Below are 24877 nucleotides of genomic sequence, written 5' to 3' on the forward strand. Positions count from 1 at the left end.
TCTTGCCCCTTGCCCCCGCTAGAGAATGGCGTTTGCCCATTTCTGGGTGCCGGCCAGGCGGCGCTTGACGCTGTCGATGCGCCATTGGCCGGCAACCCGCTTGACCACGAAGCGATGCTCGTAGCAAAGGGCCCGGGACGCCGGGTCGCGCACCAGCACTTCGGCCTGGGCGGGCTTGAGCAACTGGCAGCCCAGTAGTTCGTCGGCCTCGGCGTGGGTCGTGGGGTAACCATAGGAGGCTCGCGGATAGGCCCGCGGTCGCAGGGTACAAAAACGTTCGAGCAGCTGTTGCGGTTCGGCCCAGAAGGCGGCGTCGAGCGCGTCGTGGCCCAGGGCGTTGCCGCGCTGTTCCCAAGAGTACAAAGCCAGGGTATAGGCCCGCACCTGGGTGACCGGATCTGCGCTGCTGTCAGTGCCAGGCACCAGCGGCGGCCAGGGCAGGGAAGGGGCCGGTGCAGGTGCTGGCGGTGCCCCGGTACCGGCCTGCTCCAGCTGTTGCATGACCTGGGCATGGCCATTTTCTTCGGCCAGGGACCAGGCGTTGCGTTGTTGGAAATCCACGGGCGAGGGGTTGGCGCCGGCCTTGAGCAGCAAGGCCACCATTGCCTCGTGGCCAGCCTGGGCGGCGTTCATCAGGGCGGTGCGTTGCAGTTCGGGGCTGGCCTGTTCGAGCGCTGCGCCATGGGCGATCAGCAACTCGGCCAGGGCAGTGTCGCCGTGGCTGGCGGCCCAGGCCAGGGGGCTGTAGCCCAGGGCCTTGCACGGCTGCTGGACATTCGCGCCGCGCGCCAGCAGCAGCGCCACGGCCGGCCGGTGCCCGGCGATAGTGGCGGCCAGCAAGGCCGTGCGGCCGGTGCCCTTGTGCTGCCATTCAAGGTCCGCACCCGCATCCAGCAGGCGCTCGAGAGCAGCAAGGTCGCCGCGCGCGGCGGCTTTTTCCAGGAGATGGGACAAGGTCGGAAATCCGTTCGGTCAGGGGGCAGATGCCGCCGCATGGTAGCGCTCTGGGGCCAGGTTCTGCCACGCCCGGGCTACTCCACGCCCCGGTTCCGGCAGGCCGGGCGCGCCGGGCTGTACTGCGATACGCGACGCCGGCGTGGGCAGTGGGCTGTTTCGAGCGTCGCGGGTGGGGAGGGGAGGCTCATGGACGCCTTGCAGAGGCTTGCGTAGGATGGCGCGTTCGCGCTCTACGCCGTTGCAGCCAGCGCTGCAGCCTCCCTTGCCAACAGGAGTCCATGATGTTCAAGGCCATTGTGATCGACAAAGACACTGCAGGTTATCGCGCCCATCTGCGCGAGCTGGAGGAGGCGCAACTGCCTGAGGGCGATGTCACGGTCCGGGTGGCCTACAGCACCCTGAACTACAAGGACGGCCTGGCAATCACCGGCAAGAGCCCGGTGGTGCGGCAGTTTCCCATGGTCCCCGGTATCGACTTGGCAGGCACCGTCGAAGCCAGCAGCCATCCGCGCTTTCGCCCGGGTGAGCAGGTGCTGCTCAATGGCTGGGGCGTGGGCGAGAGCCACTGGGGCGGGCTGGCGCAGAAGGCCCGGTTGCAGGGCGACTGGCTGATCCACCTGCCTGAAGCCTTCAGCGCGCGCCAGGCCATGGCCATCGGCACCGCCGGCTACACTGCCATGCTCTGCCTGATCGCCCTGGAGCGCAGCGGCCTGACCCCCGAACACGGCGAGGTGCTGGTCACCGGTGCCAGCGGCGGGGTCGGCAGTTTTGCCATCAGCCTGCTGTCGCGCCTGGGCTACTCGGTGATCGCCGCCACCGGGCGTCCGGAGGAGGCCGACTACCTCAAGGCGCTGGGCGCCAGCCGCATCATCGAGCGCGCCGAGCTGTCCCAGCCGGGGCGTCCGCTGGCCAAGGAACGCTGGGCGGCGGCCATCGACTCGGTGGGCAGCCATACGCTGGCCAACGTCTGTGCCGGCACCGCCGCCGATGGCCTGGTGGCCGCCTGCGGGTTGGCCCAGGGCATGGATTTCCCGGCCTCGGTGGCGCCCTTCATCCTGCGTGGGGTGAGCCTCTTGGGGATCAACAGCGTGACCCGTCCCTATCACGAGCGGGTGCATGCCTGGGAACGCCTGGCCGCCGAGGTGGACCAGCAGCACCTGCAGCGGATCACCCGCGAAGTGGGCCTGGAAGAGGCCCTGACCGTCGCCCACGAGTTGCTTGAAGGCAAGGTTCGCGGGCGGGTGGTGGTCGACGTCAACCACTGATATAAACCCCGGGCCGCGCTGTCGGAACGCCGTGCGCGGCCTGGGTTGTTGCATGTTTCAGGTCCGACGCGAGCCCCGTGCCACGGGGCTTCTTCGCGGCCCTTCGTCCTCTTGATCCGAGGTTGCCTGTTTCATGTCCATTTCCCCTCAGCGCCCCCTCTGGCAGGTGTACCTGGTCTTCCTGCTGCCCATGGTGCTGTCGAATTTCCTGCAGTCGTTTTCCGGCACCCTCAACGGTATCTACATTGGCCAGTTGCTGGGCACCCAGGCGTTGGCGGCGGTGTCGGGGATGTTCCCCATCGTGTTCTTCTTCATTGCCCTGGTGATCGGCCTGGGGGCCGGTGCCTCTGTGCTGATCGGCCAGGCCTGGGGTGCCCGGGAGCTGGATGCGGTGAAGTCGGTGGCCGGCAGTACCCTGATGCTGGGGGCCTTGATCGGCCTGCTGGGGGCGGTGCTGGGCATGCTGTTCGCCCGCCCGGCCCTGCAGGGCCTGGGCACACCGGCGGATGTACTGGACGACGCAGTGGGCTATGCCCGGGTGATGATGCTGATCATGCCGCTGCTGCTGGTGTTCGTGCTCTACACCCAGTTGCTGCGGGGTGTCAGCGATACCCTGTCGCCCCTGCTGGCCTTGATGGTCTCGACCCTGGCGGGGCTGCTGCTGACCCCGGCGTTGATCCGTGGCTGGCTGGGCCTGCCGCCCATGGGTATCCAGAGTGCGGCCTTCGCCGGGCTGGCGGGAAATATCCTGGCCATGGGGTTTCTGGTCTGGCGCCTGAGTGGCCGCGACCACCCCCTGGCCCCGGACCGGGCGCTGTTCGCGGCGCTGCGGCTGAACCGGGCGATACTCGGCAAGGTGCTGCGCATCGGCCTGCCCACCGGGGTGCAGATGGTGGTCATCTCGCTTTCCGAACTGGTGATCCTGGCCCTGGTCAACCGCCACGGTTCCCAGGCCACGGCGGCCTATGGCGCGGTGACCCAGATCGTCAACTACGTGCAGTTCCCGGCGCTGTCGATCGCTATCACCGCCTCGATCCTCGGCGCCCAGGCCATCGGCGCCGGGCGCCTGGAGCGCATCACCCCGATCCTGCGTACCGGGCTTGCGATCAACCTGTGCCTCACCGGCGCCCTGGTGCTGCTCGGCTACCTGATTTCCCACTGGCTGCTGGGCCTGTTCATCATCGACCCGGCAGCCCTGGTGCAGGCCCAGCACCTGCTGCACATCATGCTCTGGAGCATCCTGGTGTTCGGTTTCCAGGCGGTGGTCGGCGGCATCATGCGCGCCAGCGGCACGGTGCTGGTGCCGGTGGCGATCTCGATCTTCTGCATCCTCGGGGTGCAGGTGCCGGCGGCCTATGTGCTGGACGCACATTTCGGCCTGCAAGGGGTGTGGATGGCGTTCCCGGTGGCCTACCTGACCATGCTGGTGCTGCAGGTCTGCTACTTCAAGCTGGTGTGGCGCCACAAGGAGATCCAGCGCCTGATCTGAGGCCCGCGCTCAAGCGCCGCCGGCCAGTGGCTGCCGGGGCGGGCGCAGGTCGCGAACCACCAGGTACAGCAAGGGCCCGATGGAGACGAAGACCGCCGTCAGCAGCAGATAGGGCAGCACCGAACGCCAGGAGCGCCCACGGGCGCGGGCGTCTCCCAGCATCCACGCAGCCGCCAGCAGCGCCATCAGGTACAGGTCGATCACCACTTGTGCGGTGTCCGGGCGCGACAGCAGTTGCAGGCCGAATTGCAGCAGCGACTGTTCGGCCTGGAACAGGCAGTACAGGGTGTAGGCACTGAAGCCCAGTAGAGCCAGCAGGGCGGGGTAAGGGTGGCGCATGGCGCAGTCCTCGATCAGGGATGGGCAGGGTGTACGGCGCGGCGGTTGCGGGTGGCCAGGCCCAGCAGCAGATACAGCAGGCCGGCTGCGCCACAGCCAAAGATCAGGCTTTGCGACAGCAGGGAGTCGAACAGGTACAGCGGGTCGTCGCGCAGGCGTTGATGTAATCCGGCATGCAGCAGGGCGAGCGCCGCCAGCCACTGGCGGGCAAGCTCGCGCACGCGACGGCGCCGATGGCCGCACAGCTGGACCAGCCCGGCACACAGGGGGACGTGCAGGGCAATGAACAGGTGCTGCCCGAGCATGGGGTCGAGGTTGCGCAGGCCATACAGCAGGCGCCATTCACGCTGCGCCACGGCATCCAGCTCATGGCCGGCGAACAGCCCGATGCAGAGTCGCCAGAGTGTGTTTTTCACGGTGAAAATCCTTGAACAAGCGGGAGCGAACAGGCTAAGTGGCAAGCCTGTTGTCACTCAATGACCCCCCAGGTCATAGACAGCGGGGCGCTTCAGGCTGTCAGCTGGGGCGGTGCGACTTTCACTTTCAAGGATTGAACAGCGATGACTTCCAACCAGCAGGCTCCCGGCGCAGGCCGGGTGATCCGCGTGGCCGGGCCCGATGATGTACCGGCCATGCTCGAGTGCGACACCTATGCCCAGGCCCACGCCAGCCGGGGCGATGCCGTACGCGTGGCGGTGGGCCGTGGCCAGGGTTGGGTGGAGGTGGCGGCCGGCCGGGTCGTCGGCTACCTGCTGCTGAACCATGACTTCTTCGACCATGGCTTCGTGTCCCTGGTGGTGGTGGCTCCGGGGCAGCAACGCCAGGGCGTGGCCCGGCGCTTGCTCGACGCCGCCGAGCAGGCCTGTCGCACGCCCCGGCTGTTCATCTCCACCAACCAGTCGAACCTGGCGGCCCGGGGCCTGATTGCCAAGGCCGGTTTCCAGCCCAGTGGGGTGATCGAGAACCTCGACGGGCAGGACTCCGAACTGATCTTCTGCAAGCGTGTGGGCTGAGCCGGGATGCCTGTGCCCGACAGCGGTCGCGCCGCCATGCCCTGCACCCTTGAAGCTCCCCGCGCCGGGCCCTTGCCGGTGGGCGCACAGTTGCGCCAGTTACGGCGCCAGGCGCGCTTGAGCCAGTTGGACCTGGCGTTGCAGGCGGGGATTTCCCAGCGCCACCTGAGCTGCGTCGAGACCGGCCGCGCCCAGCCCAGCCCGGCCTTGCTGGATGCGCTGCTGACCACCCTGGACACCCCCTTGCCCCAGCGCAACCGGGTGTTCCTCGCCGCGGGCTATGCGCCGCGCTACGCCGCCTTGCCCCTGGCCGACCCCGGCCTGGCGCCGGTGCGCGCAGCGCTGATGCACCTGCTCAAGGCCAACAACCCGGCGCCAGCCATCGTCATCGACAGTGGCTGGCAAGTGCTGGCGGCCAATCAGGCTACCGCGGCGCTGTTCCAACTGCTGGGGTTGTCGCAACACGCCATGGAACAGGGCTTCAACCTGTTGACGGCCCTGCTGGAGCCCGGTGGTTTCGGTGACTGCCTGATCAATGCCGAGGAGGTGCGCCAGGTGGCCTGGCAGCGGGCCTCCCGAGAGGCCATGGGCGACCCCGGCTTGGCGGCGCTGCTGGCCGGCCTGCCGTTCCCCGGAGAGTCGCCGGCGACCCCGAGCCCGGCCGAGCCGTTGCTGCTGACCCGGGTGCGCGGGCCCGGGGGCGAGCTGCGTTTTCTGTCCACCTTCACCACCTTCGGCATGCCCCAGGACATCACCGTGGCGTCGCTGCGCATCGAACACCTGATTCCCGCTGACGAGCCGACCTGGCAGGCCCTGACCCTGGCTTGCGAACGCCTGGGCGGACTCGAACCGGGTTAGATCGCCAGGGCCCGGGCCGGCAGCCCCTGGGCGCTCGCCAGCGCCGGCAGTGCCCCGGCCAGCACCATGCGGGTCAGGGTGGCCGCGACGCTCTGGAAGTCCCTGCTGGAGGGCTGGGCTACGCCGCTCATCAGGGCGATCTGCCAGCCCAGGGTGGGGTAGGTCTGGGTCGCCGCTCCTATGAACAGCAGCAGGTGCTCCGGGGCAATGGCGCGGATCAGGCCACGTTCGGCCCAATTGCGCAGGCAAGCGATTTCACTGCGGTTCTGCGCCTCCAGGCTTTCACGCCAGGCCTCTGGCAACTGCTGCGCGCCGTGCAGCAACTCGCTGCAGAGAATCTTCGAACGCAGGGGGAAATCCTCGACGATCTGCATCCGCGCCTCGATGTAGGCCTGCAACGCCTGCGCCGGATCGGCCTCCGGGCGCAGCAGCCGCGACGCCTGGTGCAAGGGTTCCAGCAGGGGCTGCAGGACTTCGGCGTAGAGGTTTTCCTTGGTGTGGAAGTAGTAGTACAGGTTGGCCTTGGGCACCCCGGCGCGCAGCGCGATATCCAGGGTCTGGCAGGCACTGAAGCCCTTGGCGGCGAACTCGTTGCGGGCGGCATCGAGGATCAGTTGCCGATGCCGCAGGCGCGAGCGGCGTTCCTGGCGGGCTGGCGCTGGCACCCGGGGCGCTGCCGAGTCGGCCTCAAGCGCCTGCGGGGTCAGGCAAAACGGGGTGGATGAGGGGCAGTGCATGGGCAAATCTCGGGGGTGTGAAATCGCAATATACAAAAGTATATAGCGAAACACCTGCCTCAGGCGTCGGCGCTGCTGTCTCGGCTGTTTCATAGAGGGGCGAACAGAGGAGGCAAGGCCGGAACGGTGCGCCGTTCCGGCTGGCGGCAGGCTCAGGCGCGGCGCTTGCGCAGCCAGCGTCGTGCCAGGTAGCCATAGACCCAGAGGTTGATCAGCAGCACCAGGCTACCCAGCCACAGCTGAATGCCCGGGGTCAGCCCGGCGGGGTAGATCAGCGGGATCAGGTAATGCTCGATGAAGCCGGCGCCGTAGCCGTCCTGGCCGGCGGCGTGGCGCAGCAGGTTTTCCCAGCGGGTCAGCGGGCACTCCAGGTGCAGCACTTCCACTGCCACGCCCCAGGCCGCGGCGGGCAGGTGCAGCAGCATCAGCCGCGGGTGGCGCAGCACCAGCAGGCCGCCCAGCAGCACGAAGACGATAAAGGACAGGTGAAACAGCACCAGGCTGTCGGCGGCAATACGGTAGAGCATGGGGGTTCCTTGTAGGGGGCAGATCCGTGGCGCAGGCGCCGGGGCGCAATATACCGAGGGCCGGTAGGCGGTGGCAGTGTTTCTTCGTGGTGCAGGAAAAAAGCCCGGCTCGCAATCGATCGGGCCCGCCTTTGCGCTACCTATACTGCTGGAACGCCAGGGCGACCTGTCGAGCCTGGCGCGGCCTTTGCGGGAGGTACATGCCTTGCGGCCAACGATGCTCTGCTGCCGCCACGGGGTCCTGGTGCTGATGCTGGTGCTCGCCGGCTGCGCCCATCGGGTCCCCGAGCCGGTGGCCGCGATGCCGGTCAGCCCGGCCACCTGGCGCCAGGTCAACCATGAACTGCTGGAAGCCTCCCGCAGCGCCACTGAACAGGCCGAGGTCTATGCCCAGGGCTCCATGGAGCACTGGCGGACCCGGGTCTACCAGCAGACCGAGGAAAACTTCATTCCCTGGTTCAGCGGCTACTGGACCCAGGAATGGCTGTCGCTCAAGGTCGGCTGGTATTCCCTGAACGATAAAGGCGACGCCGGGCAAGCTTCCCGGCGCCTGGCGGCCTACTTGCAGGAGCAGTACCAGGAACGGGTGCTGGCACCGGTGGCGCTGGAAGTCGATGCCGATGCGATCACCGGCGAGGCCATGGAGTTCTATGTGCAGTTGCTGCGCCAGCAACTGGCGCAGATCCGCAGCCGTTACCCACTGCCGGCACCGCAACTGGAACTCCATCTGGACCAGGTGCTGGCCATCGACCTGGGGCCGGCCCCCGAGCAGCGCGCCTCCTTGAACCAGTTGATACGGGCCGAGCCCATTGCCCGCTTGCCCGCCTATGGGCCCTTGCTGCAGCAGATCCATGGCACCCCGACCGGCGAACAGGGAGCGCCGGCCCCGGGGGTGTCCCAGGTGGCGCAGGTGACCAGTGACAAGCTCCAGGCCCAGTTCGCCAGCCGCAGTGTGGCCGGTGCGGTGGCGGCGGCGGTGGGGCGGGTGGCCGGCGCGCTGATTTCGGTGGGAGTGGCCGGGGTCCGGGCGCTGGTCCAGGACCATGACCGGGAAGACCTGCAGGCCCAGACCCGACGGGACCTGGGCGCGGCCTTCGATCAGGCCTGGGCCAGGCAGTTGCATGACCCCGAGCATGGGGTCATGGCCGGGGTGTATTACCTCGGCCAGCAGCTCGAACGCCAGCTGCAGGCGCCGCTGGTCAATGAGGACGCCGGCGATGGCCGGGGCCCCTGAGCCCGTCCTGGCGGCTCAGCCCCGGGTGGCCTCGGCACCAGGATCCAGCGGCACTTCGTAGTCACTGACCCCGGCCGCATGGCGCCCGGCGATGTAGCCGAAGGTCATGGCCGGCCCCAGGTTGATACCGCCGGAGGGATAAAAGCCGCCCATCACGCTGGCCATGTCGGTGCCTGCGGCATACAGCCCGGGGATCGCCGTGCCGTGCGAATCCAGCACCTGGGCCTGGGCGTTGGTCTTGAGCCCGGCAAAGGTGCCGAAGCTGCCGGGCAGCACTTTCACCGCGTAGAAAGGCCCCTGTTCGATGGGCGCCACGCAGGGGTTGGGCCCGGGATACAGGGCGTCGCCCTGCTTGCGATTGTAGGGCGTCGAGCCGCGGCCGAACTCGGGGTCCTGGCCGTTGCGGGCATGCTGGTTGAATGCCTGCACCGTGGCCGCAAGGCCCTGGGGGTCGATGCCGCACTGGCTGGCCAGGGCCTGGATGGAGTCGGCCCGTACCAGGTAGCCGCTGCGCACCAGCGGCCCCACCGGCAGGGGGAAGGGCCGGGCATAACCCAGGCCGTAACGACGCTGGAAGCGGTGGTCGCAGATCAGCCAGGACGCCACTTCCTCGCCCGCGGGAACCGCCTCCAGCATGGCCGCGGTGTAGTCGTAGTAGCCGTCCGCCTCGTTGACGAAACGCTTGCCGTTGGCCAGCACGCCGATCAGCCCGGGTTTGGCCCGGTCGATGATGTGGGGAAAGTGGCCGATGCTGCCGTCGGCATGCCGCACCCGAGAGACGGGGGCCCAGGCCACCGGGCTGGCAAGGTCCGTGGCCAGCACGGCACCGGCCTGTTCGCCGAGGCGGATGCCGTCGCCGCAGCAACTGCGCGGCGGCAGGGCCAGGTGCTCGTCCGGCCCCGGGGCACGGGGAAACAACGCCTGGCGGCGGGGCAGGTCATTGGCGAAGCCGCCGGCGGCCAGCAGCACTCCACGCCGGGCGCGGATTTCCCGCGGCCCCTCAGGCGTGTCCACCAGGGCGCCCTGCACGCCCTGGCTATCGCGCAGCAGCGAGCGGGCCGGGGTGGACTCCAGCAGGTTGACCCCCAGGTCCTCGGCGGACTTGCCCAGCCGGCCGATCAGCGCCACGCCGTTGACCAGGTGCATGGCCCGGCCGTGTAGCGCCAGGTCCCGCAGGTGGCGGGCAAAGCGCCCGGCCACATGCAGCAGCGACCTGAAGGAACGGGTCATGCTGAGAAAGGCCCCCAGGTCGGCCCCGGCCATGATCGGCATGCCCAGGAACGAGGTTTCCCGCAGGGTCTTGCGCAGCCGTTTGAGCAGTGGGCCGATGGCCCGGGCGTCATACGGCGCGGCGATCACCTGATGGCCCTCGATCCCGGCCCCGGGCACCTGGCCGTGGATATCCGGGATGCCATTGCCGTCGACGAATTGCAGGGCCGTGTGTTGTTCGAAGAAGGCCACCATCTGCGGCCCGTTATCCAGAAAGGCGTCGATGCGTGCGGCATCGTAGCGCTCCCCCAGCTCATGCTTGAGGTAGGTGCGCGGTTGCTGCGGGTTTTCATGGATGCCGGCGCGGCGTGCCAGGGGATTGCCCGGCACCCACATCCAGCCGCCGGACCAGGCGCTGGCACCGCCGAAAGTGGAATCCTTTTCCACAACTATCACCTTCAAGCCATGCCACGCGGCGGTCACCGCACAGGCCAGGCCGGCGGCGCCGGAGCCGATCACCAGCAAATCACAATCCAGGGGCAGGAGGGTTGCAGCGGGAACGTCGCTCACAATGACAGGGCCTTTTTTTGAATTATGATAAAAATGGAATCAAGTTCCATTAATTTGAAAAACTATTTCACACTGCCTGGGAAGCTGTCAAACCGCGAGGAGGACCAGGCAGGCTCATTGGTGCAGGGGAGCAGAAGGTGCTTTTAGCTACGGGGGCACCTTCAGGAGGGGCTGCCGGAAGGGCAGGAAGGCGATATCGCTCAGGTGGGAAAGTCAGAGTGGCCAGCAGGCCTCTTTGTGCTGCTCAAGGACGCAAGGCCGCTGCACAGAGGCGCTTGCGCTGCGGGTGGATGCCGGGCAAAAAAACGCCGCGTTCCCAGGCAGCGAACGCGGCGTTGTTCAAGGCAGCAGGGCAGGGCTCAGTTGACCACGCGGTAGCACGGTACGTAGGCGGCGCCGCCGGGCAGCTTCATGCGGTGCTGCTCGACGAAGGCTTTGAGCAGCTGGTCAAGGGGCTGCATGATCGCCGGGTCGCCGTGGATGCTGTACGGGCCTTTCTGCTCGATCAGGCGGATGCCCTGGTCCTTGACGTTGCCGGCGACGATGCCGGAGAACGCACGACGCAGGTTGGCCGCCAGTTCGTGGGGCGCCAGGGCATGGCTCAGTTGCAGGTTGGCCATGTTCTCGTGGGTCGGATCGAAGGGACGTTGCAGGCTCTCGTCGATCTTCAGCAGCCAGTTGAAGTGGAAGGCGTCGTTGCGCTCGCGGCGGAACTGCTTGACGGTCTTGAGCCCCTCGGTCATCTGCCGCGCCACTTCCGGCGGGTTGTCGATGATGATCTGGTAGTGCTGGCGCGCCGCTTCGCCCAGGGTTGCCAGGACGAAGGCGTTGAGCTGCTCCAGGTAGGGCGCCGCGCTCTTGGGGCCGGTGAGGATCACCGGGAAGGGCAGGTCGCGGTTGTCCGGGTGCATCAGGATGCCCAGCAGGTAGAGGAACTCCTCCGCGGTGCCGGCGCCGCCGGGGAAGATGATGATGCCGTGGCCGACGCGGACGAAGGCTTCCAGGCGCTTCTCGATGTCCGGCAGGATCACCAGCTCGTTGACGATGGGGTTCGGTGCTTCGGCGGCGATGATCCCCGGCTCGGTCAGGCCCAGGTAGCGGCCGCCGCTCATGCGCTGTTTGGCGTGGGCGATGGTGGCGCCCTTCATCGGGCCCTTCATCACGCCCGGGCCGCAGCCGGTGCAGATGTCCAGCTTGCGCAGGCCCAGTTCGTGGCCGACCTTCTTGGTGTATTTGTATTCTTCGGTATTGATCGAGTGGCCGCCCCAGCACACCACCATCTTGGGCTCCACGCCGGGGCGCAGGGTGCGGGCGTTGCGCAGCAGGTGGAAGACGTAGTCGGTGATGCCCTGGGAGCTGTCCAGGTCAATGCGCTGGCTGTCCAGTTCGTTCTCGGTGTAGACGATGTCGCGCAGGGCGCTGAAGAGCATTTCCCGGGTGCTGGCGATCATCTCGCCATCAACGAAGGCATCGGCCGGTGCGTTCAGCAGTTCCAGGCGCACGCCGCGATCCTGCTGGTGAATGCGCACTTCGAAATCGTGGTAGGCGTCGAGGATGGTCTTGGCGTTGTCGACGTGGGCGCCAGTATTGAGGATGGCCAGGGCGCACTGGCGGAACAGGGTATAGATGCTGCCGGAACCGGCGGCGCTGAGCTGTTGCACTTCACGTTGCGAGAGGGTCTCCAGGCTGCCTTTCGGGCTCACCGAAGCATTGATCACTTGTCTTTGCGGCATTCATCCATTTCCTGAAAGCGTCGCCACCGCACCATGCGCGGCCAGTGGCGAAAAAATAGCGGGGCAGTGAACAGAGCCACCGGTACGGGGCTTGGTTTCCAGCGGCAGGGCAAGAAAGCAAACGTCGTCGCGAGATTGTTCGCTGCTTGAATCTACCTCATGCGGGCCTGGCGTGGCGGGAAAAATGACGATCCGCCCTGGTCGTGGCGGATTTTCCACCGGCCTTCAGCACAGGCTGGCTCGGGTCGGGTCCAGCACCGGCGCTGCCCCGGCCAGGGCTAGGCGCTCCATCAGGGCCGGGTAGCCCTCGGCCTGGCCCCAGGCGTGTTCGGCCAGGGTCAGGCCGATGATCTGCAGAAATCCGAAGCGCCCGCTCAGCAGTTGCCGGGGGCCGGCAAAACCCGGCGCGGGGATGAACAGCAGTGCCTGCAACAGGCTGTCGCCGCCATTGATCGGCTCGCCGGTACGCATGCGGTCCCATTCGCCAAACGGCGGCTGCTCGCCACAACGGCCGGCGGCCAGCAGCAATTGGTAGGCGCAGAAATTGCGTAACAGGCGCAGGGCCCAGGGTGACTGTTCGCGGGTTTCCAGCAGTAGTTCGTGGCCCATGCCGGATTCGCCATCGGCATCGGGCCGGGCATCTTCCCAGGCATTGGACAGGCCCGAAGTGACGTATAGCCAACTGCTGCGTCCGGCATTGGGCGGTGATTCGAAGACCCCGTGGGTGAGCCAGCGCGGATCGACGTCGTGCTGGCCAAAGACCTGGCTGAACAGCGCCATGTCCAGGGGATAGATTCCCGGGCCCAGTGCGCCGAACAGCGCCGGGTAGATCTGTTCTTCACGTTGCGCCCAGGCGGCTTCGAGCCATGAAGAGTCGGGGGATTGCGGCATGTGAAAGCGTCCTTGAACAGAAGCGGCGGCCCGGCTTGAGCTGCCAGGGAATCAGGCAAAGGCCTGGCGCAATAGTTCCGGCAGCAACTGCCCGGCCTTGCCCTCCAGGCTGTATTCCTCGGCGCCGGTGCAAGCCTGGGGCTGGGGATTGATATGCACCACGCAGGCGCCGTGCTGCAGCGCCAGTTGGGGAATTCGCGCCGCCGGCTGGACCAGCCCGGAGGTGCCCACCGACAGCAGCAGGTCGCATTCTTCGGCGGCGTTGAAGGCGGCCTTGAGGGTTGCCTGGGGCAGGGGTTCGCCGAACCACACCACCCCGGGCCGGATCTTGCCGTTGCAACCGGTGCAGCGCGGCGGCTCCAGGCTGGCGCCCTGTTCCGGCAAGTCCGGCAAGGGCAGTTGGCCCTTGAACGGGCGGTTGCAGGCAAAGCACTTGGGGGTGTGCAGGCTGCCGTGCAAGTGCAGCACCGAGGGGCTGCCGGCGCGTTCGTGCAGGTCGTCGACGTTCTGGGTGATCAGGGTCAGGCGCGGCACCCGCCGGGACAGTTCGGCCAGGGCCAGATGGGCTGGATTGGGCTGGGCCTGGAGCACTTTCTGGCGTCGCCATTCATACCAGCCCCAGACCAGCGCCGGGTCTTCGCGAAAGGCTTGCACGGTGGCCAGGCGCGCCGGATCGAAGTGTTCCCACAGGCCGGTCAGGGCGTCACGAAAGGTCGGGATGCCGCTTTCCGCCGAGACCCCGGCACCGCTGAATACCACCACATGCCGGGCCAGGGCCAGGCGCTTGGGATCGAACTGCATGGTTGAAGATGTTCCTGCCGTGGGTGAAAGAACGGGGCGCCCGCTTCCGCGTGCGGATCGGACCGGTACTAAAAACGCGCCGGCCTTGCAGCGTAAATGAATTTATCGTCAAGGCGCCGCTCATAACTCTTGTCAGCGGTCCTGTGTGTAGCCGCCTCAATCCGTCAGGGAGTGTCACCCTCATGAACCCAGCCACGCCAGTCAATCCCGGCGCCCAATCCCGTTTGATCCTGGTGGTGGAGGATGAGCCGACGGTGCTGGAGTTTCTCTGCGAGATCCTGCAGGACGAAGGGTTTGCCACCCAGGCGATGGACAGCGCGGATCGGGCCTGGGAATTCCTGCAGGAACAGGCCGCGGACGTGGCCCTGCTGCTGACCGATATCACCATGCCCGGCACCCTCAATGGCGCGAGCCTGAGCAATTTGTGCGGCGAGCGCTGGCCGCAGTTGCCGATCGTGGTCATGTCGGGTTTCGAGACCCCCGAGAGTTCCGGGGTGCGTTATCCGGTGTCCTTCATCCGCAAGCCCTGGACCATCGGGCAGATCCTCGACTGCGTGGAAGGCGCGCTGAAATCGGCCCAGGGTTGAGGCGTGGCGCCTCACCCCGGCCAATCGCCGGTGTTACTCCTTGACGCTCATGAACTCCTTGGCCCAGACGATGTACTCCTCGGGCTGGGTGTAGGTGTGGGCCAGCTCGGTAGCGCTCAGGTCCGACGCCTGGGTGAAGATCTGCCGCTGCTCGCGCAGGCAGTCGTAGGTGGCCTTGATCGCGGCGAAGTAGGCGGCATGACCGTCCACGGCGATCTTCACGCCCAGCTCGGCCAGGCGCGCATCGTCCCGTAGCGCCGGGTTGCCGTAGGTCACCAGCATCAGCGGCACGCTCAGGTGCTCGGAGATCTGTTCCAGCTGTTCGAAATCACGGATGCCCACCATGCAGATGGCGTCGGCGCCGGCACGCTCGTACTGCTGGGTACGGCTGATGATTTCCTGCACCGGAAGGATGCCGGCGTTGGTCCGGGCGATGATCGCCAGTTCCGGATCAACCCGGGCTTCCAGGGCGGCGCGGATCTTGCCGACGCCTTCGGCCACCGAGATGAGATCGGTGGATTTGCGCCCGAACTGGGCCGGCAGCAGGGTGTCTTCGATGGTCAGCGCGGCAATGCCGGCGCGTTCCAGTTCGACCACGGTGCGCATCACGTTCAGCGCGTTGCCATAGCCGTGGTCGGCGTCGGCGATGACCGGCAACTGCGCCACGCGGCCGATGCGGGTGGCCTGTTCGGCGAATTCACTGAGGGTGATCAGGGCGAAGTCGGGGGCCGCCAGCACTTGCAGCGAAGCCACCGAGCCGCCGAGGATGCCCACTTCGAAACCCAGGTCGGCGGCGATACGGGCAGACATCGGGTCGAATACGGAAGCGGTGTGGTAGCAGGAGTTGGAAGCGATCAGTTCACGGAAACCGCGGCGCAAATCTTGATGGGAAAGCCTGGACATAACAGCTCCGAGATAGGATCGAGAGATCGACCTTGAGGTCGAGTCAAATTTTGCAATCAGTTCCCTTGGCGAGCCGGGGAAAGAGCGGCTCACAGCGAAACGTTAGTTGGGCAGATGAAGATGAAACAAGGTGGGTAGCAAGGCGTCTTTATCCCGTTCGGTTGCGCGAACCGACGGGTTTATTATGCGAGGCCGACATAGCAGGACGAGGCTATCACGCTCCAGGGCCGTAGATGATGAGGATTTTGCATAGCATTATGCCGGACCGGCATTGGCATTTTTTTTCTAACTGAATATTACAAGCACTTGCCAGGGGCGTTTCGGGGGCATGTCGAAGGTTGGCGGGGGCTTGTCGAGCGCTGGCAAATCCACCAAGCTGCCGCGCCTCGAATGGCAGCGTTCACGCTGCGCAACGGCTTAGTTCAAGGATGCAGGCAATGGCGCTCAGGGTGTTGGTGGTGGGTGGTTATGGCAATTTCGGCAGCATCGTCTGCCGCTATCTGATCCATACCCCTGGGGTGCATCTGCTGATTTCGGGGCGCGACCCGCACAAGCTCGCGGCCAAGGTTCAGGCCTTGCAGGCTGAAGGCGGGCAGCCCTGCGAAGGCTGGTGCGGCGATGCCATGGGGCCGCAATGGGTGCCGGCGCTCAAGGCCCTTAAGGTGCACTGGGTGATCCATACCGGCGGGCCGTTCCAGGGCCAGTCCTACGCGGTGGCCCGGGGCTGCATCGAGGCCGGGGTCAACTACTGCGACCTGGCCGACTGTCGCCAGTTCGTGCGCGGCATTGGCACTCTGGATGAGGCCGCCCGGGCCGCCGGGGTGACGCTGCTCAGCGGCTGCAGCTCGGTGCCGACCCTGTCGGCGGCGATGATCGATGAGCACCGTGAGCGTTTTTCCCGCATCGAGCGCATCGAGCACGGCATTTCCTCCTCGGCGAAGATGCCCGGCCTGTCCACCATCCAGGGCGTACTGGCCTATGCCGGCAAACCCATCCTGCAACTCAAGGACGGCCGGCCGCACCCGGTGATCGGCTGGCAGGGCCTGACCCTGCGCAAGCTGCCCAGGCTGGGCACGCGGCTGGTGGCCAATGTCGATGTGCCGGACCTGGATCTGTTCGCCGAGCGCTACGGTGCCCACACCCTGAGCTTCCAGGCCGGCGCCGGGCTGAAGATCGCCGGGCTGGCCAATGCGCTGCTGGCCCAGGCGGTGAAGCTCGGCCTGGTGCGCGACCCGGCGCCCTGGGCGGCGCGCCTGCATCGCTGCGGCACCTGGTTCGAACGTTTCGGAGATGGGCTCAGTGCCCTGTACATCGACGTGCACGGCCTGGGCCAGGACGGCCAGCCACTGTCGATGAGCGTGCAGCTCACCGCAACCCATGACCACGGGCCGGAGATTCCCAGCTGCGCGGCGGTGGCGGTGGTGCACAAGCTGCTCGCCGGCCATGTGCCGGCCCCGGGGGCCCGGTCCAGTGCCGGCGAGGTCAGCGTGGAGGAGTACCTGCGGGCGATCGACGATCCGGATCACCTGCAACTGCAAGTGAGTTTCTCGCGCCCGCCGGTTTAACCCCCGGTCACCACAGCAGCGGCTTGGCGAAGTCTTTCCAGAACAGCCAGCGCTGCACTTCAAGGTGCTCGCCGGTGCCGATCTGCCAGTCCGGGCGCCCGGCGTCCAGGTCAAGCTTGACGATGATCCCGGCATAGGTGGCGGCCACCAGGGTCTTGCCATCGGGGCTGATGTCCATGGCGGTGAGGGTCGAGCCGATATAGTGCTGCCAGCGTTCCTCGCCGTTTTCGCTGAAGGCCCGCAGATAGCCGTAGGCGTCGCCGATGATGAATTCGTCGCCCCGTGATGCCGCGGCATACACCCGGGCGCCTTCCTGCAGCACCGGGGTGCGCGCATCGTCACTGTAGAAGTCGGTGCTCAGCCCTGGCAGGTCGGCCACCGCCACTCCCACGCTGGCACCGCCATAGAAGTGGCAGGCATTGAGCAGCAGGCGATCGCCGCGCTGGTTGAAATGGGCGAAATGCGGGTACTCGCTGGCGGGGCCGATCTGCGCTACCCGTTGCAACCTTGCATCGAACACCAGGTGCGAGCTGCTTTGCTCGCCCACGGCGATCCACTGGCCATCGGGCGACACCGCGCCATGCTCCATGCTCAGGCCGATGCCCAGGTCCTCGGGGGCGACGCCGTCGGCCAGCTCTTGCTGCAGGTCTTCCAGGCTCGGCAGCAGGCGCGTGGCGCCCTCGGCCTGCAGGACGAAGATGCCGTCGGAGCTCACCAGCAGTACCCGGCGCCCGTCGGGGAAGGGGACCAGGCTGCTGGGGCTAGGGCGCCCGGTGTCTTCAAGCGCCACCCCCGCCGGCAGGTTCGCGTGGGGATCGGGCCAGGCAAAACTTGCCACCTCTGGCCCGTTCCAGCCGTCGGTGAGCTGGATGCCGTCAGCCCGGGCCCAAGCGAAATAGCGCCGCTGGGGGCACATGCCGAAGCCTTCCACCTGCTCCAGGGTCTGGATCCTTGCGTCGTCGATATGCACCACCTCGCCAGCCTCGTAAGGTGCGCCGATGCGCGCCAGCAGGCTGCCGTCCGGCAACAGGGCCAGGGTCGGAATCATCCGTCCCTGGCTTTCCAGGCGTGGCGACAATGGGAAGTGCGCCGGCGGCCACTCCTGGCGGAATGCCTGGCGCCGGGCTGCGTCGTAGGGCTCCTGGTTGCTCGCTTCCAGGGCCGCCTGCCAGTCTGGCAGCAGGTGCTCGGTATCGGGCAAGTGCGGTTCCTTCAAGCCCTTCCAGCCGTCGCGGTTGCCGGTCTCGACATAGCGATTGATGTCGCGGGCATAGGTCAGCACGGCTTGCTGCCATTGCTCTTGCGGGGAGTGGTTCGAATTCGACTGGGACATGCGCGCAGGACTCCTTGTGGCGCTGGGAAAGGCGTAGCAGACCGGGGGATGGACCGGAAAAGCGCGCAGTTTATCCCTCGGGAGCGAGTTTTTTTCAGGTTTTTCCAGTGCTGCCGTTCAAGGCGCGTAGGTACTGACCCGGTTGCGCCCGGCGCGCTTGGAGGCGTACAGCGCCTGGTCGGCCCACTCGATCAGGCAGCGATGATCCCGGGCCGGACGGTCGAGGCAGGCGATGCCCAGGCTGATGGTGAAGGCGATGGCCTGGCCGTTGTGGATCACCTCCTGCTCTTCCACCGACTGGCGCAAGCGCTCGGCCAGGGTGCGGGCCCCGGCAAGGTCGGTGTGGGGCAGGAGAATGGCGAACTCCTCGCCGCCATAGCGCCCGGCCACGTCGCTGTCGCGCACATGCTGGTGGATCAGCTCGGAGACGCGCTTGATCACTGCATCGCCGGCCTGGTGCCCATGGCGGTCGTTGATCGACTTGAAGTGATCGATGTCCAGCATCAGCAGGGCGATGCTGCTGCCGTGGCGGCTGTATTCGAACTGCAGGCGCTGTTCCCAGTGGCCGCGGTTGTAGAGCTGGGTCAGGTGGTCGGTGCGCGACAGGTGCTGCAACTGCTGGTTCGCCTTCTGCAAGGCCAGGCTGTTGATTGCCACGTCGGTCAGGTCGTAGATCACCAGGCAGACGTGGTGGATCTCACTGTTGGAGGAACGCAGCGGCAGCAGGGTGGTGTTCTGGTACATGAACTCGCCCTGGCCGGTGATCGGCTGGTAGTTGTTGAAATGCACCAGGTACGGCCGCTGCTTCCAGATGGTGAAGGCCGGCGTGCCGAGGGCTACCACGCGCCCCACCTTGCGGGTGAACCAGGGGCGCTCGACCTCGGGGAACAGCTCGAAGAACGACTGGTCGATGGCCTGCTTGGAGGGCACTCCGGAGCGGTTCTCCATGAAGCTGTTCCACACCTGGACCCGGCACTCCAGGTCGAGCACGACGATACCCACGTCGATGCTCTGGACCACCGCCAGCAACCAGTGCAATTCACTGAAATCCATTCTCTTGGGCATGGCTCAACTCATCAGGTAGGCGAGCTTCTGTTCCAGCAAGGCCATGGAGCCTTCGGTGAACAACAGCAACAGGTCGAAGTGGATGTTCTGTTCTTCCAGGCTGTAGCTGATCTCCACCGCCTGGGTCTTTTTCCAGCGCTGCTGGTTGAGCACGATCAGCTCGTCGATGGTGGTGTGTTCCCCCAGTACCTGGGGATGGCCCACGGAAAAGAACACGTCCAGCTGGTCGGCGATGCTGCTCAGGCAGGCGCCGATCAGCACGCTGGAGAGGTCGATCAGCACTTCCATTTCCTGGTAGGGGTCGGTGCCTTGCTCTATCAACTGGGCGATGTCGGCCACTTCGGAGTCGTAGAACATCAGCAAGGCTTCGCCGGCGATGCCGCTGCCGATGTAGCTCTGGCAGATGGCGGTCAGTTGCCGGGCGCGGTTGGCATCGGCCAGGAGCATCTGCAACTCGCCGGCTTCCAGCACATTGACGTGGGGAATCGGCAGGTGCACGAAGACATCCAGGACCTTGGCGATCAGTGCCGCGGCGTAGCCCATGGAAACGTTGACGGTTTCCCGGAAGGCGTCGCGAAAGGTCACCACCGGTGCTGGCGAAGGGGCTGCCAATGGCTTGGCGTCAGTGCTGTCCAGCAGTTGCAGTTCGTTGAGCAGGGCGCGCAGTTGCTGCGGGTCGAAGGGCTTCTTGAGGAAGGCCCGTGCGCCCAGCTCGCGGGTGCGGCGCACGGCTTCTTCTTGAATGTCGCCGGAGATGACAATGATCTGCGCCTCGATGCCTTCTTCCTGCACCGCACTCAAGACCTGGTAGCCGTCCATCACGGGCATGGTCAGGTCCAGCAGCGCCACCTTGCCCAGCCCGCGGCGCAGGGCTTCCAGGCCTTCGCGCCCGTTGCAGGCCTGGGTCACGGACACCCGCCACTCGCTGGGCAAGGTCCGCAGCACCTGCTTGCGGGCCATGCTCGAGTCATCGCAGATGAGGAGGGGGATCATCGGTATCGGACGCTCATTCGAAAAAACCCGTAAGGGATAGTGTTCGGTAATAGGGCGAGTTGCCGCTTTATAGTTGTGCCGTATCGGGCTGTCCGTGCCGCGCCGCACTATAGTTCCCTCGGCAATAAAAGAACAAGTAGTGATGGCTTCGGTTATTTGCTCCAGATCATTGTCTGCTGCAATTCAAGCAGGCCTGGGCATGTAACTTAGAGTTGTTGCAGGGCAGCAGTTAAAAGGCCGCGGCGGCCCGTGGCGTGGGCTGTGGAAAAAAACTGAGAGGCCTCTGTAAGCCTTGATATAGACAGATTTTTCTATCGGGGTAGGAGATTCGCGCCTGTTTTCTGACGTTTGAAAAATGACACTTTAGGCATAAGTTTCAAACTTTCGGAATCTTCTTGTTGATTGTTGCCGGAGGTTCTGCGAGTGGTTCGTTTCAATGGTTGTTAAGAGCGCTGGAGTTGTGTGGGTTGAATGTGTCGTGCAGCGGTTCTTATAAACAACCCAGGGCCGCTGTTGTATTGATTCGAATATTAAAGAACGGGCGCAAGGCTGTTGGAACGAGTGCTGCAGGGGCGTCGTTGTCGGGCTGCGCTCCTGCTGCATATGCAACAAAACCTTACCGCGAACCTGGTTGTGCCGACCGCTCGAAGGGCGCCAGCCCCGGTCGAGCGCGGCCTGTGGCAAGCCGATGACCAGCGCGGCGCCGTGGGCAAAAAAATGTCAGATTTTGAGTCCCGGCCTGGACCTTTTCCCGCAATGCGCAATCATTACTGCGTGGAAAACATAAGGAGAGACGCATGTTCATTCGGTCATTGACCTTCGCTACTCTGCTCGCTGTTGCCGGCCCTGTCCTGGCGGCCGACAACGACGGCCCATTGACCCAGGACCTGGGCAAGTCACGGCCACTGATCGTGATTGCCCCCAGCACCGTGGACCCGACCCTGGTGAGCCTGAAGAAGTCCCTGGAAGAGCCGGCCACCCGTCAAGCCTTCAACGAACGCAACATGGTCCTGTACACGGTGATTAACACCATCGGCCAGCGCGATGGCAAGGACATCGACCCGCAATCCACCATGGCCCTGATCCGCAGCCTCAAGCTGGGCGCCGGGGCGCAGACCAAGGTGATCCTGGTGGGCAAGGACGGCGAGAAGAAGCTGGAGCACTCCGGGGCCATCCAGCTCAAGGAAGTCTTCAGTGCCGTCGACCAGTTGCCGGCGGCGGAGAAACAGGCCGCAGCGCCGGCTCCGGCCCCCGAGCCGGAGGCCAAGCCGGCCAATGCCAAGGCCGGCAAGGCGGCCAAGCCCGCCGCAGCGCCCAAGGCGCTGGACGACTGAAGCCCATGGGCGGAGGCCGGGGCAGGCGCTGACCGCCCCGGTGCCTGCCGACTGCATTGCCCCGCCTCGCCCAGGCTAGAGCGCCTCCAGGGTCTGACGCAGCCCATCGACGATCATCTCCACTTCCTGCCCATCGATCACCAAGGGTGGCAGCAGGCGGATGGTGGTGCCCCGGGTGACATTGATCAGCAGCCCGTGGTCACGGGCGGCGACCTGCACCAGCTCTCGGGCCGGCTGCCGCAGTTCGATACCCACCATCAGCCCCAGCCCACGAATCTCCCGCACCGCCGGATGCGCCGCCAGTTCCTCGCGCAGCCGCCGCAGCAGTTGGGCACCGCGCTGTTCGGCGTTGGCCAGCAACTGCTGGTCCTCGATGACGTCCAGTACGGTGCAGGCCGCGCGGCAGGCCAGGGGGTTGCCGCCGAAAGTGCTGCCGTGGCTGCCCGGGGTAAACAGCTGGGCAGCCTTGCCCCGGGCCAGGCAGGCGCCGATGGGAATGCCGTTGCCCAGGCCCTTGGCCAGGGTCATCACATCCGGCACCACGTCTTCGTGCTGGCAGGCAAACCAGCGCCCGGTGCGGCCGATGCCGCTCTGGATCTCGTCGAGCATCAACAGCCAGTTGCGCCGGGTGCACAGCTCGCGCACGGCCTTGAGGTAGCCGGGTGGGGCCAGCTGGATGCCGCTTTCCCCCTGGATCGGCTCCATCAATACGCCACAGATGCGTGGAGCATGCTCGGCGACGGCCGATTCCAGGGCGGCCAGATCGCCGAAGCGCACCTTGAGAAAACCGCCTGGCAACTGGCCGTAGCCCAGGCGCACTGCCGGGCCGTCGCTGGCGGCCAGGGTGGCCAGGGTCCGGCCATGAAAGGCGTTTTCCATGACCACCACCAGGGGCTGCTCGATGCCTTTGTGCCAGGCGTGCAGGCGTGCCAGCTTGAGGGCGGTCTCGTTGGCCTCGGCCCCGGAATTGTTGAAGAACGCCCGGTCCATGCCGCTCAACTGGGTCAACTTGGCGGCCAGTTGCCGCTGCCAGTGGATGTCGTAGAGGTTGGAGCTGTGCAGCAGCAGGCCGGCCTGTTCGCTGATGGCGCCGACCAGCCGTGGGTGGCTGTGGCCGATGCCGGTCACCGCGACCCCGGCGATGGCGTCCAGGTACTCTCGCCCGGCCTGGTCCCAGAGACGGCTGCCCAGGCCTTTGCAGAAGCTCAGCGCGAGGGGTTGGTAGGTGCTCATCAGGCAGGCGGCGGTCATGGCGGGCGGCTCCATCTTGGGGGGTGTGCTATCAGTATCGTTAGCCACCCAGGCTAGATAAACTCGCTATTTCTTTAATCATCTTGAATTCAGGGTTGATAATGGATCTGTTCCAGGCAATGTCGGTGTACGTCAAGGTGGTGGAGGCGGGGAACATGACCGCCGCGGCCCGGGAGTGCGGCATGTCCACCACCATGGTGGGCAATCACCTGCGGGCCCTGGAGCAGCGCCTCGGGGTGCGTCTGCTCAACCGCACGACACGGCGCCAGCGGCTTACCGATTTTGGCCGTGACTACTACCAGCGCTGCCTGGCGGTGCTGGGGCTGGTGGCGGATTCCGAGCGCCTGGCGGAGCAGGTCCAGGGCGAACCCACCGGCACCTTGCGCATCACCGCACCCCTGACCTTCGGCACCGAACGCCTGGCGCCAGCGCTGGACGAGTTCCGCCAGCGCTGCCCCCAGGTCAAGGTCGAGCTGACCCTGGCCAACCAGCGCTTCGACCTGACCGATGGCACCTTCGATGTGGCGGTGCGCCTGGGCAACCTGGACAACGCTTCGCTGATTGCCCGGCGCCTGCAGGACTACACCCTGACGATCTGCGCTGCGCCGGAGTATCTGGAGCGCTGCGGCACGCCCCAGGTCCCCGAGGACCTGCAGCGGCACAACTGTCTGGCATTTGCCTACCCGGCCGGTGATGAGTGGAGCGCCACCGCCACCCTGTGGCCGTTGCGCGGGCCTGAAGGCGATGTGCAGGTTCCGGTGTCGGGGTCATTGCTGGCCAACACCTCGTCCGGTTTGCATCGTGCGGCGCGGGGTGGCCTGGGGCTGGTGATGATGCCCGATGCGCTGGTGGAGGAAGACCTGCAGCAGGGCCGGCTGGTGCCGGTGCTGCAGGACTATCAGTTGCCCTTTCGGACGATGCACCTGCTCTATGCCCAGGACCGCTATCGCCTGCCCAAGCTGCGCAGCTTTGTCGACTTTGCCCTGGAGAAGTGGGGGCGTCAGGCCGACTCGCTGGCCAGCAGCATCATCGCCGCCGACAGCGTGTGACCATCGGTGATCTGGCCGGCGGCGATCATTGCCAGCAACTCCTGGCGGCTGGCCCACAGCACATGGTCCACTTCGCCATCGGTGGCGGCGGCCTGCTGCTCGGCGATCTGCACCTGGCACACCGCCACGGCGCTGGCGATCAGCGAGGTGTTGCTGTGCAGCAGCCCCAGCTGGCGTACCTCTGAGGCTTGCCAGCCGGTTTCCTCCAGCAGTTCCCGGGCCGCCGCGTCGCAGGCGCTTTCCCCGGCATCGATGGCGCCCCGGGGAAACTCGATGGACTGGCCACCGATGGCCCGGCGCCGCAGGTTGACCAGCATCAGTCGGCCATCGGCCAGGGTCGGCACGGCCACGACGCCGTTCACCGCCTGGGCTTCCTTGATGATGAAGTAGCCGTTTTCACGGACCACCTTGAAGTACGGGGTTTCCAGCAGGCACTGGGTGTCGGGGGTGGAACTCATGGGGCTATCACTCCAGGAAACAACGATCGAACAAATACAGCTCGGCGGGCTTGAGCTGCTCCACGGTGGCCTGGGGCCGGCCGCCGTCGCCGCTCTTCTTGCGCCCGGTGTCGCGCAGGTAGCCGGCCTCGCTCATCTTCAGCAGGCGCTGGCGGATGCTGGTCTTGAGCACCGGACGCTGCAGCACCAGGGAGAAGATGCTCACCGCCTCGGGGGCGCTGAACTCGTTGCCGAGAAACATCAGCGGCAGGCTGCTGTACAGGGATTTGGAAAACAGCCGCTCGTGCACCTGGGCTACCAGGGCGTTGTGGTCGAAGGGCAGCTTGAAGGCACCGCTGGCCACCTCGTCGAGGGCGAAGAAGCCCTGTTGCGCGGCGGGCTCCACCGGCTCGCTGAGGATTCCCAGGTAGAAGGTCGAGGACGACCAGCAGCGCGGGTCGCGAAAGGCGTCGCCCACCGTGCCCACCTGTTCCAGCCAGGCCAGGGGCATGTCCACCTTGCTCGAACGGCGCAGGCGTTCCACTGCGTCATTCAGGCTGCGGTCTTCGACGTCGCCGTTGACCACGATGCCCGGCAGCGCCCAGTGCCCGGCGAAGGGCTCAGCATCCCGTTGATGGAGGAGGATCTGCAGCTCGCCGCGTTCGCGGTGATAGCGCAGCAGGCACAGGTCGATGGTGTGCAGGTAGGCGCTGGGGAGGGTGGTGCGGTCGTGCATA

25 protein-coding genes are annotated in these 24877 nt (G+C 66.1%); 9 read left to right on the forward strand and 16 right to left on the reverse strand.

Going from position 1 to position 24877, the window contains the following annotated elements; genetic code table 11:
• Positions 1-18 precede the first annotated feature (18 nt).
• Complete coding sequence (locus PFLCHA0_RS12515) at positions 19-954, reverse strand: ankyrin repeat domain-containing protein (protein WP_015635193.1); 936 nt, start codon at positions 952-954, stop codon at positions 19-21.
• A 284-nt stretch (positions 955-1238) separates the two neighbouring features.
• Here PFLCHA0_RS12515 and acuI point away from each other — a divergent pair, with 284 nt between their 5' ends.
• Both acuI and PFLCHA0_RS12525 read left to right on the forward strand, forming a co-directional pair.
• Entirely contained in the window at positions 1239-2222 is a 984-nt protein-coding gene (gene acuI, locus PFLCHA0_RS12520) for an acrylyl-CoA reductase (NADPH) (protein ID WP_011060738.1), read from the forward strand.
• 133 nt (positions 2223-2355) lie between these two features.
• Positions 2356-3711, forward strand: a complete 1356-nt coding sequence (locus PFLCHA0_RS12525; protein WP_011060739.1) for an MATE family efflux transporter — start codon at positions 2356-2358, stop codon at positions 3709-3711.
• Between the two features lie 9 nt (positions 3712-3720).
• On the opposite strand, the gene PFLCHA0_RS12530 is transcribed toward PFLCHA0_RS12525, so the two are convergent.
• Both PFLCHA0_RS12530 and PFLCHA0_RS12535 read right to left on the reverse strand, forming a co-directional pair.
• Positions 3721-4050 (reverse strand): DUF2834 domain-containing protein, encoded by a 330-nt coding sequence (locus PFLCHA0_RS12530; RefSeq protein ID WP_011060740.1) that lies wholly within the window; start codon positions 4048-4050, stop codon positions 3721-3723.
• A gap of 14 nt (positions 4051-4064) precedes the next feature.
• Complete coding sequence (locus PFLCHA0_RS12535; protein WP_019094428.1) at positions 4065-4466, reverse strand: DUF6713 family protein; 402 nt, start codon at positions 4464-4466, stop codon at positions 4065-4067.
• A 144-nt stretch (positions 4467-4610) separates the two neighbouring features.
• Between PFLCHA0_RS12535 and PFLCHA0_RS12540 the strand changes: the two genes are divergently transcribed.
• Positions 4611-5063, forward strand: coding sequence for a GNAT family N-acetyltransferase (locus PFLCHA0_RS12540; RefSeq protein ID WP_015635196.1), 453 nt, complete (start codon positions 4611-4613; stop codon positions 5061-5063).
• Positions 5064-5099: 36 nt separating this feature from the next.
• Positions 5100-5921 carry a helix-turn-helix domain-containing protein gene (locus PFLCHA0_RS12545; RefSeq protein ID WP_172621761.1) on the forward strand — a complete coding sequence of 274 codons (822 nt, stop codon included), beginning with the start codon at positions 5100-5102 and terminating at the stop codon, positions 5919-5921.
• Here PFLCHA0_RS12545 and PFLCHA0_RS12550 read toward each other — a convergent pair.
• Together PFLCHA0_RS12550 and PFLCHA0_RS12555 are read right to left on the reverse strand one after the other, a co-directional pair.
• Complete coding sequence (locus PFLCHA0_RS12550; RefSeq protein WP_172621744.1) at positions 5918-6658, reverse strand: TetR/AcrR family transcriptional regulator; 741 nt, start codon at positions 6656-6658, stop codon at positions 5918-5920. The genes PFLCHA0_RS12545 and PFLCHA0_RS12550 overlap by 4 nt on opposite strands.
• Positions 6659-6810: 152 nt before the next feature.
• Positions 6811-7185, reverse strand: a complete 375-nt coding sequence (locus tag PFLCHA0_RS12555; protein WP_011060745.1) for a DUF2784 domain-containing protein — start codon at positions 7183-7185, stop codon at positions 6811-6813.
• 205 nt (positions 7186-7390) lie between these two features.
• Here PFLCHA0_RS12555 and PFLCHA0_RS12560 point away from each other — a divergent pair, with 205 nt between their 5' ends.
• Complete coding sequence (locus PFLCHA0_RS12560) at positions 7391-8419, forward strand: hypothetical protein (protein WP_227454085.1); 1029 nt, start codon at positions 7391-7393, stop codon at positions 8417-8419.
• A 15-nt stretch (positions 8420-8434) separates the two neighbouring features.
• Here PFLCHA0_RS12560 and PFLCHA0_RS12565 read toward each other — a convergent pair whose 3' ends face one another.
• From PFLCHA0_RS12565 to PFLCHA0_RS12580, 4 genes are all read right to left on the reverse strand, one after another.
• Positions 8435-10198, reverse strand: coding sequence for an FAD-dependent oxidoreductase (locus PFLCHA0_RS12565; RefSeq protein WP_015635200.1), 1764 nt, complete (start codon positions 10196-10198; stop codon positions 8435-8437).
• A gap of 359 nt (positions 10199-10557) precedes the next feature.
• Positions 10558-11931 carry a nucleotide 5'-monophosphate nucleosidase PpnN gene (ppnN, locus tag PFLCHA0_RS12570; protein ID WP_011060748.1) on the reverse strand — a complete coding sequence of 458 codons (1374 nt, stop codon included), beginning with the start codon at positions 11929-11931 and terminating at the stop codon, positions 10558-10560.
• 225 nt (positions 11932-12156) lie between these two features.
• A complete protein-coding gene (locus PFLCHA0_RS12575) occupies positions 12157-12822 on the reverse strand; it encodes a suppressor of fused domain protein (protein WP_015635201.1) in 666 nt (221 codons plus the stop codon).
• Positions 12823-12873: 51 nt separating this feature from the next.
• Positions 12874-13623, reverse strand: a complete 750-nt coding sequence (locus tag PFLCHA0_RS12580) for an SIR2 family NAD-dependent protein deacylase (RefSeq protein ID WP_015635202.1) — start codon at positions 13621-13623, stop codon at positions 12874-12876.
• A 182-nt stretch (positions 13624-13805) separates the two neighbouring features.
• Between PFLCHA0_RS12580 and PFLCHA0_RS12585 the strand changes: the two genes are divergently transcribed.
• Positions 13806-14210 (forward strand): response regulator, encoded by a 405-nt coding sequence (locus tag PFLCHA0_RS12585; protein WP_011060751.1) that lies wholly within the window; start codon positions 13806-13808, stop codon positions 14208-14210.
• Between the two features lie 33 nt (positions 14211-14243).
• Here PFLCHA0_RS12585 and PFLCHA0_RS12590 read toward each other — a convergent pair whose 3' ends face one another.
• Positions 14244-15113, reverse strand: coding sequence for an isocitrate lyase/PEP mutase family protein (locus PFLCHA0_RS12590; protein ID WP_011060752.1), 870 nt, complete (start codon positions 15111-15113; stop codon positions 14244-14246).
• Between the two features lie 437 nt (positions 15114-15550).
• Here PFLCHA0_RS12590 and PFLCHA0_RS12595 point away from each other — a divergent pair, with 437 nt between their 5' ends.
• Positions 15551-16678, forward strand: coding sequence for a saccharopine dehydrogenase family protein (locus PFLCHA0_RS12595; protein WP_015635203.1), 1128 nt, complete (start codon positions 15551-15553; stop codon positions 16676-16678).
• 7 nt (positions 16679-16685) lie between these two features.
• Here PFLCHA0_RS12595 and PFLCHA0_RS12600 read toward each other — a convergent pair whose 3' ends face one another.
• The 3 genes from PFLCHA0_RS12600 to PFLCHA0_RS12610 form a co-directional block, all read right to left on the reverse strand.
• Positions 16686-18011: a YncE family protein gene (locus PFLCHA0_RS12600; RefSeq protein WP_015635204.1), complete on the reverse strand. Its 1326-nt coding sequence runs from the start codon at positions 18009-18011 to the stop codon at positions 16686-16688.
• A 117-nt stretch (positions 18012-18128) separates the two neighbouring features.
• Positions 18129-19076 carry a sensor domain-containing diguanylate cyclase gene (locus PFLCHA0_RS12605; RefSeq protein WP_011060755.1) on the reverse strand — a complete coding sequence of 316 codons (948 nt, stop codon included), beginning with the start codon at positions 19074-19076 and terminating at the stop codon, positions 18129-18131.
• Between the two features lie 3 nt (positions 19077-19079).
• Complete coding sequence (locus tag PFLCHA0_RS12610; protein WP_011060756.1) at positions 19080-20069, reverse strand: response regulator; 990 nt, start codon at positions 20067-20069, stop codon at positions 19080-19082.
• A gap of 797 nt (positions 20070-20866) precedes the next feature.
• Here PFLCHA0_RS12610 and PFLCHA0_RS12615 point away from each other — a divergent pair.
• Positions 20867-21403: a DUF4174 domain-containing protein gene (locus tag PFLCHA0_RS12615; RefSeq protein ID WP_015635205.1), complete on the forward strand. Its 537-nt coding sequence runs from the start codon at positions 20867-20869 to the stop codon at positions 21401-21403.
• A gap of 75 nt (positions 21404-21478) precedes the next feature.
• On the opposite strand, the gene PFLCHA0_RS12620 is transcribed toward PFLCHA0_RS12615, so the two are convergent.
• Positions 21479-22654, reverse strand: a complete 1176-nt coding sequence (locus PFLCHA0_RS12620; RefSeq protein WP_015635206.1) for an aspartate aminotransferase family protein — start codon at positions 22652-22654, stop codon at positions 21479-21481.
• Positions 22655-22755: 101 nt separating this feature from the next.
• Here PFLCHA0_RS12620 and PFLCHA0_RS12625 point away from each other — a divergent pair, with 101 nt between their 5' ends.
• The gene (locus tag PFLCHA0_RS12625) at positions 22756-23703 is read left to right on the forward strand and encodes a LysR family transcriptional regulator (protein WP_011060759.1); all 948 of its coding nucleotides are present in this window, start codon (positions 22756-22758) and stop codon (positions 23701-23703) included.
• Here PFLCHA0_RS12625 and PFLCHA0_RS12630 read toward each other — a convergent pair.
• Complete coding sequence (locus PFLCHA0_RS12630) at positions 23655-24161, reverse strand: NUDIX hydrolase (protein WP_011060760.1); 507 nt, start codon at positions 24159-24161, stop codon at positions 23655-23657. The two genes, PFLCHA0_RS12625 and PFLCHA0_RS12630, sit on opposite strands and share 49 nt — an antisense overlap.
• A gap of 7 nt (positions 24162-24168) precedes the next feature.
• Positions 24169-24876 (reverse strand): NUDIX hydrolase, encoded by a 708-nt coding sequence (locus PFLCHA0_RS12635; RefSeq protein ID WP_015635207.1) that lies wholly within the window; start codon positions 24874-24876, stop codon positions 24169-24171.
• Position 24877: the final 1 nt, after the last annotated feature.

Origin of the sequence: Pseudomonas protegens CHA0 (assembly GCF_000397205.1) — a bacterium.
Taxonomy (GTDB): domain Bacteria; phylum Pseudomonadota; class Gammaproteobacteria; order Pseudomonadales; family Pseudomonadaceae; genus Aquipseudomonas; species Aquipseudomonas protegens.

What these genes read in the sequence shown, in the direction of transcription:
- ppnN (WP_011060748.1), bottom strand. Translation starts at nt 11,931, where the DNA reads ATGCCGCAAAGACAAGTGATCAATGCTTCGGTGAGCCCGAAAGGCAGC.
- PFLCHA0_RS12630 (WP_011060760.1), bottom strand. Translation starts at nt 24,161, where the DNA reads ATGAGTTCCACCCCCGACACCCAGTGCCTGCTGGAAACCCCGTACTTC.
- PFLCHA0_RS12575 (WP_015635201.1), bottom strand. Translation starts at nt 12,822, where the DNA reads ATGCCGCAATCCCCCGACTCTTCATGGCTCGAAGCCGCCTGGGCGCAA.
- PFLCHA0_RS12525 (WP_011060739.1), top strand. Translation starts at nt 2,356, where the DNA reads ATGTCCATTTCCCCTCAGCGCCCCCTCTGGCAGGTGTACCTGGTCTTC.
- PFLCHA0_RS12585 (WP_011060751.1), top strand. Translation starts at nt 13,806, where the DNA reads ATGAACCCAGCCACGCCAGTCAATCCCGGCGCCCAATCCCGTTTGATC.
- PFLCHA0_RS12580 (WP_015635202.1), bottom strand. Translation starts at nt 13,623, where the DNA reads ATGCAGTTCGATCCCAAGCGCCTGGCCCTGGCCCGGCATGTGGTGGTA.
- PFLCHA0_RS12595 (WP_015635203.1), top strand. Translation starts at nt 15,551, where the DNA reads ATGGCGCTCAGGGTGTTGGTGGTGGGTGGTTATGGCAATTTCGGCAGC.
- PFLCHA0_RS12540 (WP_015635196.1), top strand. Translation starts at nt 4,611, where the DNA reads ATGACTTCCAACCAGCAGGCTCCCGGCGCAGGCCGGGTGATCCGCGTG.
- PFLCHA0_RS12545 (WP_172621761.1), top strand. Translation starts at nt 5,100, where the DNA reads ATGCCCTGCACCCTTGAAGCTCCCCGCGCCGGGCCCTTGCCGGTGGGC.
- PFLCHA0_RS12530 (WP_011060740.1), bottom strand. Translation starts at nt 4,050, where the DNA reads ATGCGCCACCCTTACCCCGCCCTGCTGGCTCTACTGGGCTTCAGTGCC.
- PFLCHA0_RS12590 (WP_011060752.1), bottom strand. Translation starts at nt 15,113, where the DNA reads ATGTCCAGGCTTTCCCATCAAGATTTGCGCCGCGGTTTCCGTGAACTG.
- PFLCHA0_RS12615 (WP_015635205.1), top strand. Translation starts at nt 20,867, where the DNA reads ATGTTCATTCGGTCATTGACCTTCGCTACTCTGCTCGCTGTTGCCGGC.
- PFLCHA0_RS12635 (WP_015635207.1), bottom strand. Translation starts at nt 24,876, where the DNA reads ATGCACGACCGCACCACCCTCCCCAGCGCCTACCTGCACACCATCGAC.
- PFLCHA0_RS12625 (WP_011060759.1), top strand. Translation starts at nt 22,756, where the DNA reads ATGGATCTGTTCCAGGCAATGTCGGTGTACGTCAAGGTGGTGGAGGCG.
- PFLCHA0_RS12605 (WP_011060755.1), bottom strand. Translation starts at nt 19,076, where the DNA reads ATGCCCAAGAGAATGGATTTCAGTGAATTGCACTGGTTGCTGGCGGTG.
- PFLCHA0_RS12555 (WP_011060745.1), bottom strand. Translation starts at nt 7,185, where the DNA reads ATGCTCTACCGTATTGCCGCCGACAGCCTGGTGCTGTTTCACCTGTCC.
- PFLCHA0_RS12610 (WP_011060756.1), bottom strand. Translation starts at nt 20,069, where the DNA reads ATGATCCCCCTCCTCATCTGCGATGACTCGAGCATGGCCCGCAAGCAG.
- PFLCHA0_RS12600 (WP_015635204.1), bottom strand. Translation starts at nt 18,011, where the DNA reads ATGTCCCAGTCGAATTCGAACCACTCCCCGCAAGAGCAATGGCAGCAA.
- acuI (WP_011060738.1), top strand. Translation starts at nt 1,239, where the DNA reads ATGTTCAAGGCCATTGTGATCGACAAAGACACTGCAGGTTATCGCGCC.
- PFLCHA0_RS12620 (WP_015635206.1), bottom strand. Translation starts at nt 22,654, where the DNA reads ATGACCGCCGCCTGCCTGATGAGCACCTACCAACCCCTCGCGCTGAGC.
- PFLCHA0_RS12550 (WP_172621744.1), bottom strand. Translation starts at nt 6,658, where the DNA reads ATGCACTGCCCCTCATCCACCCCGTTTTGCCTGACCCCGCAGGCGCTT.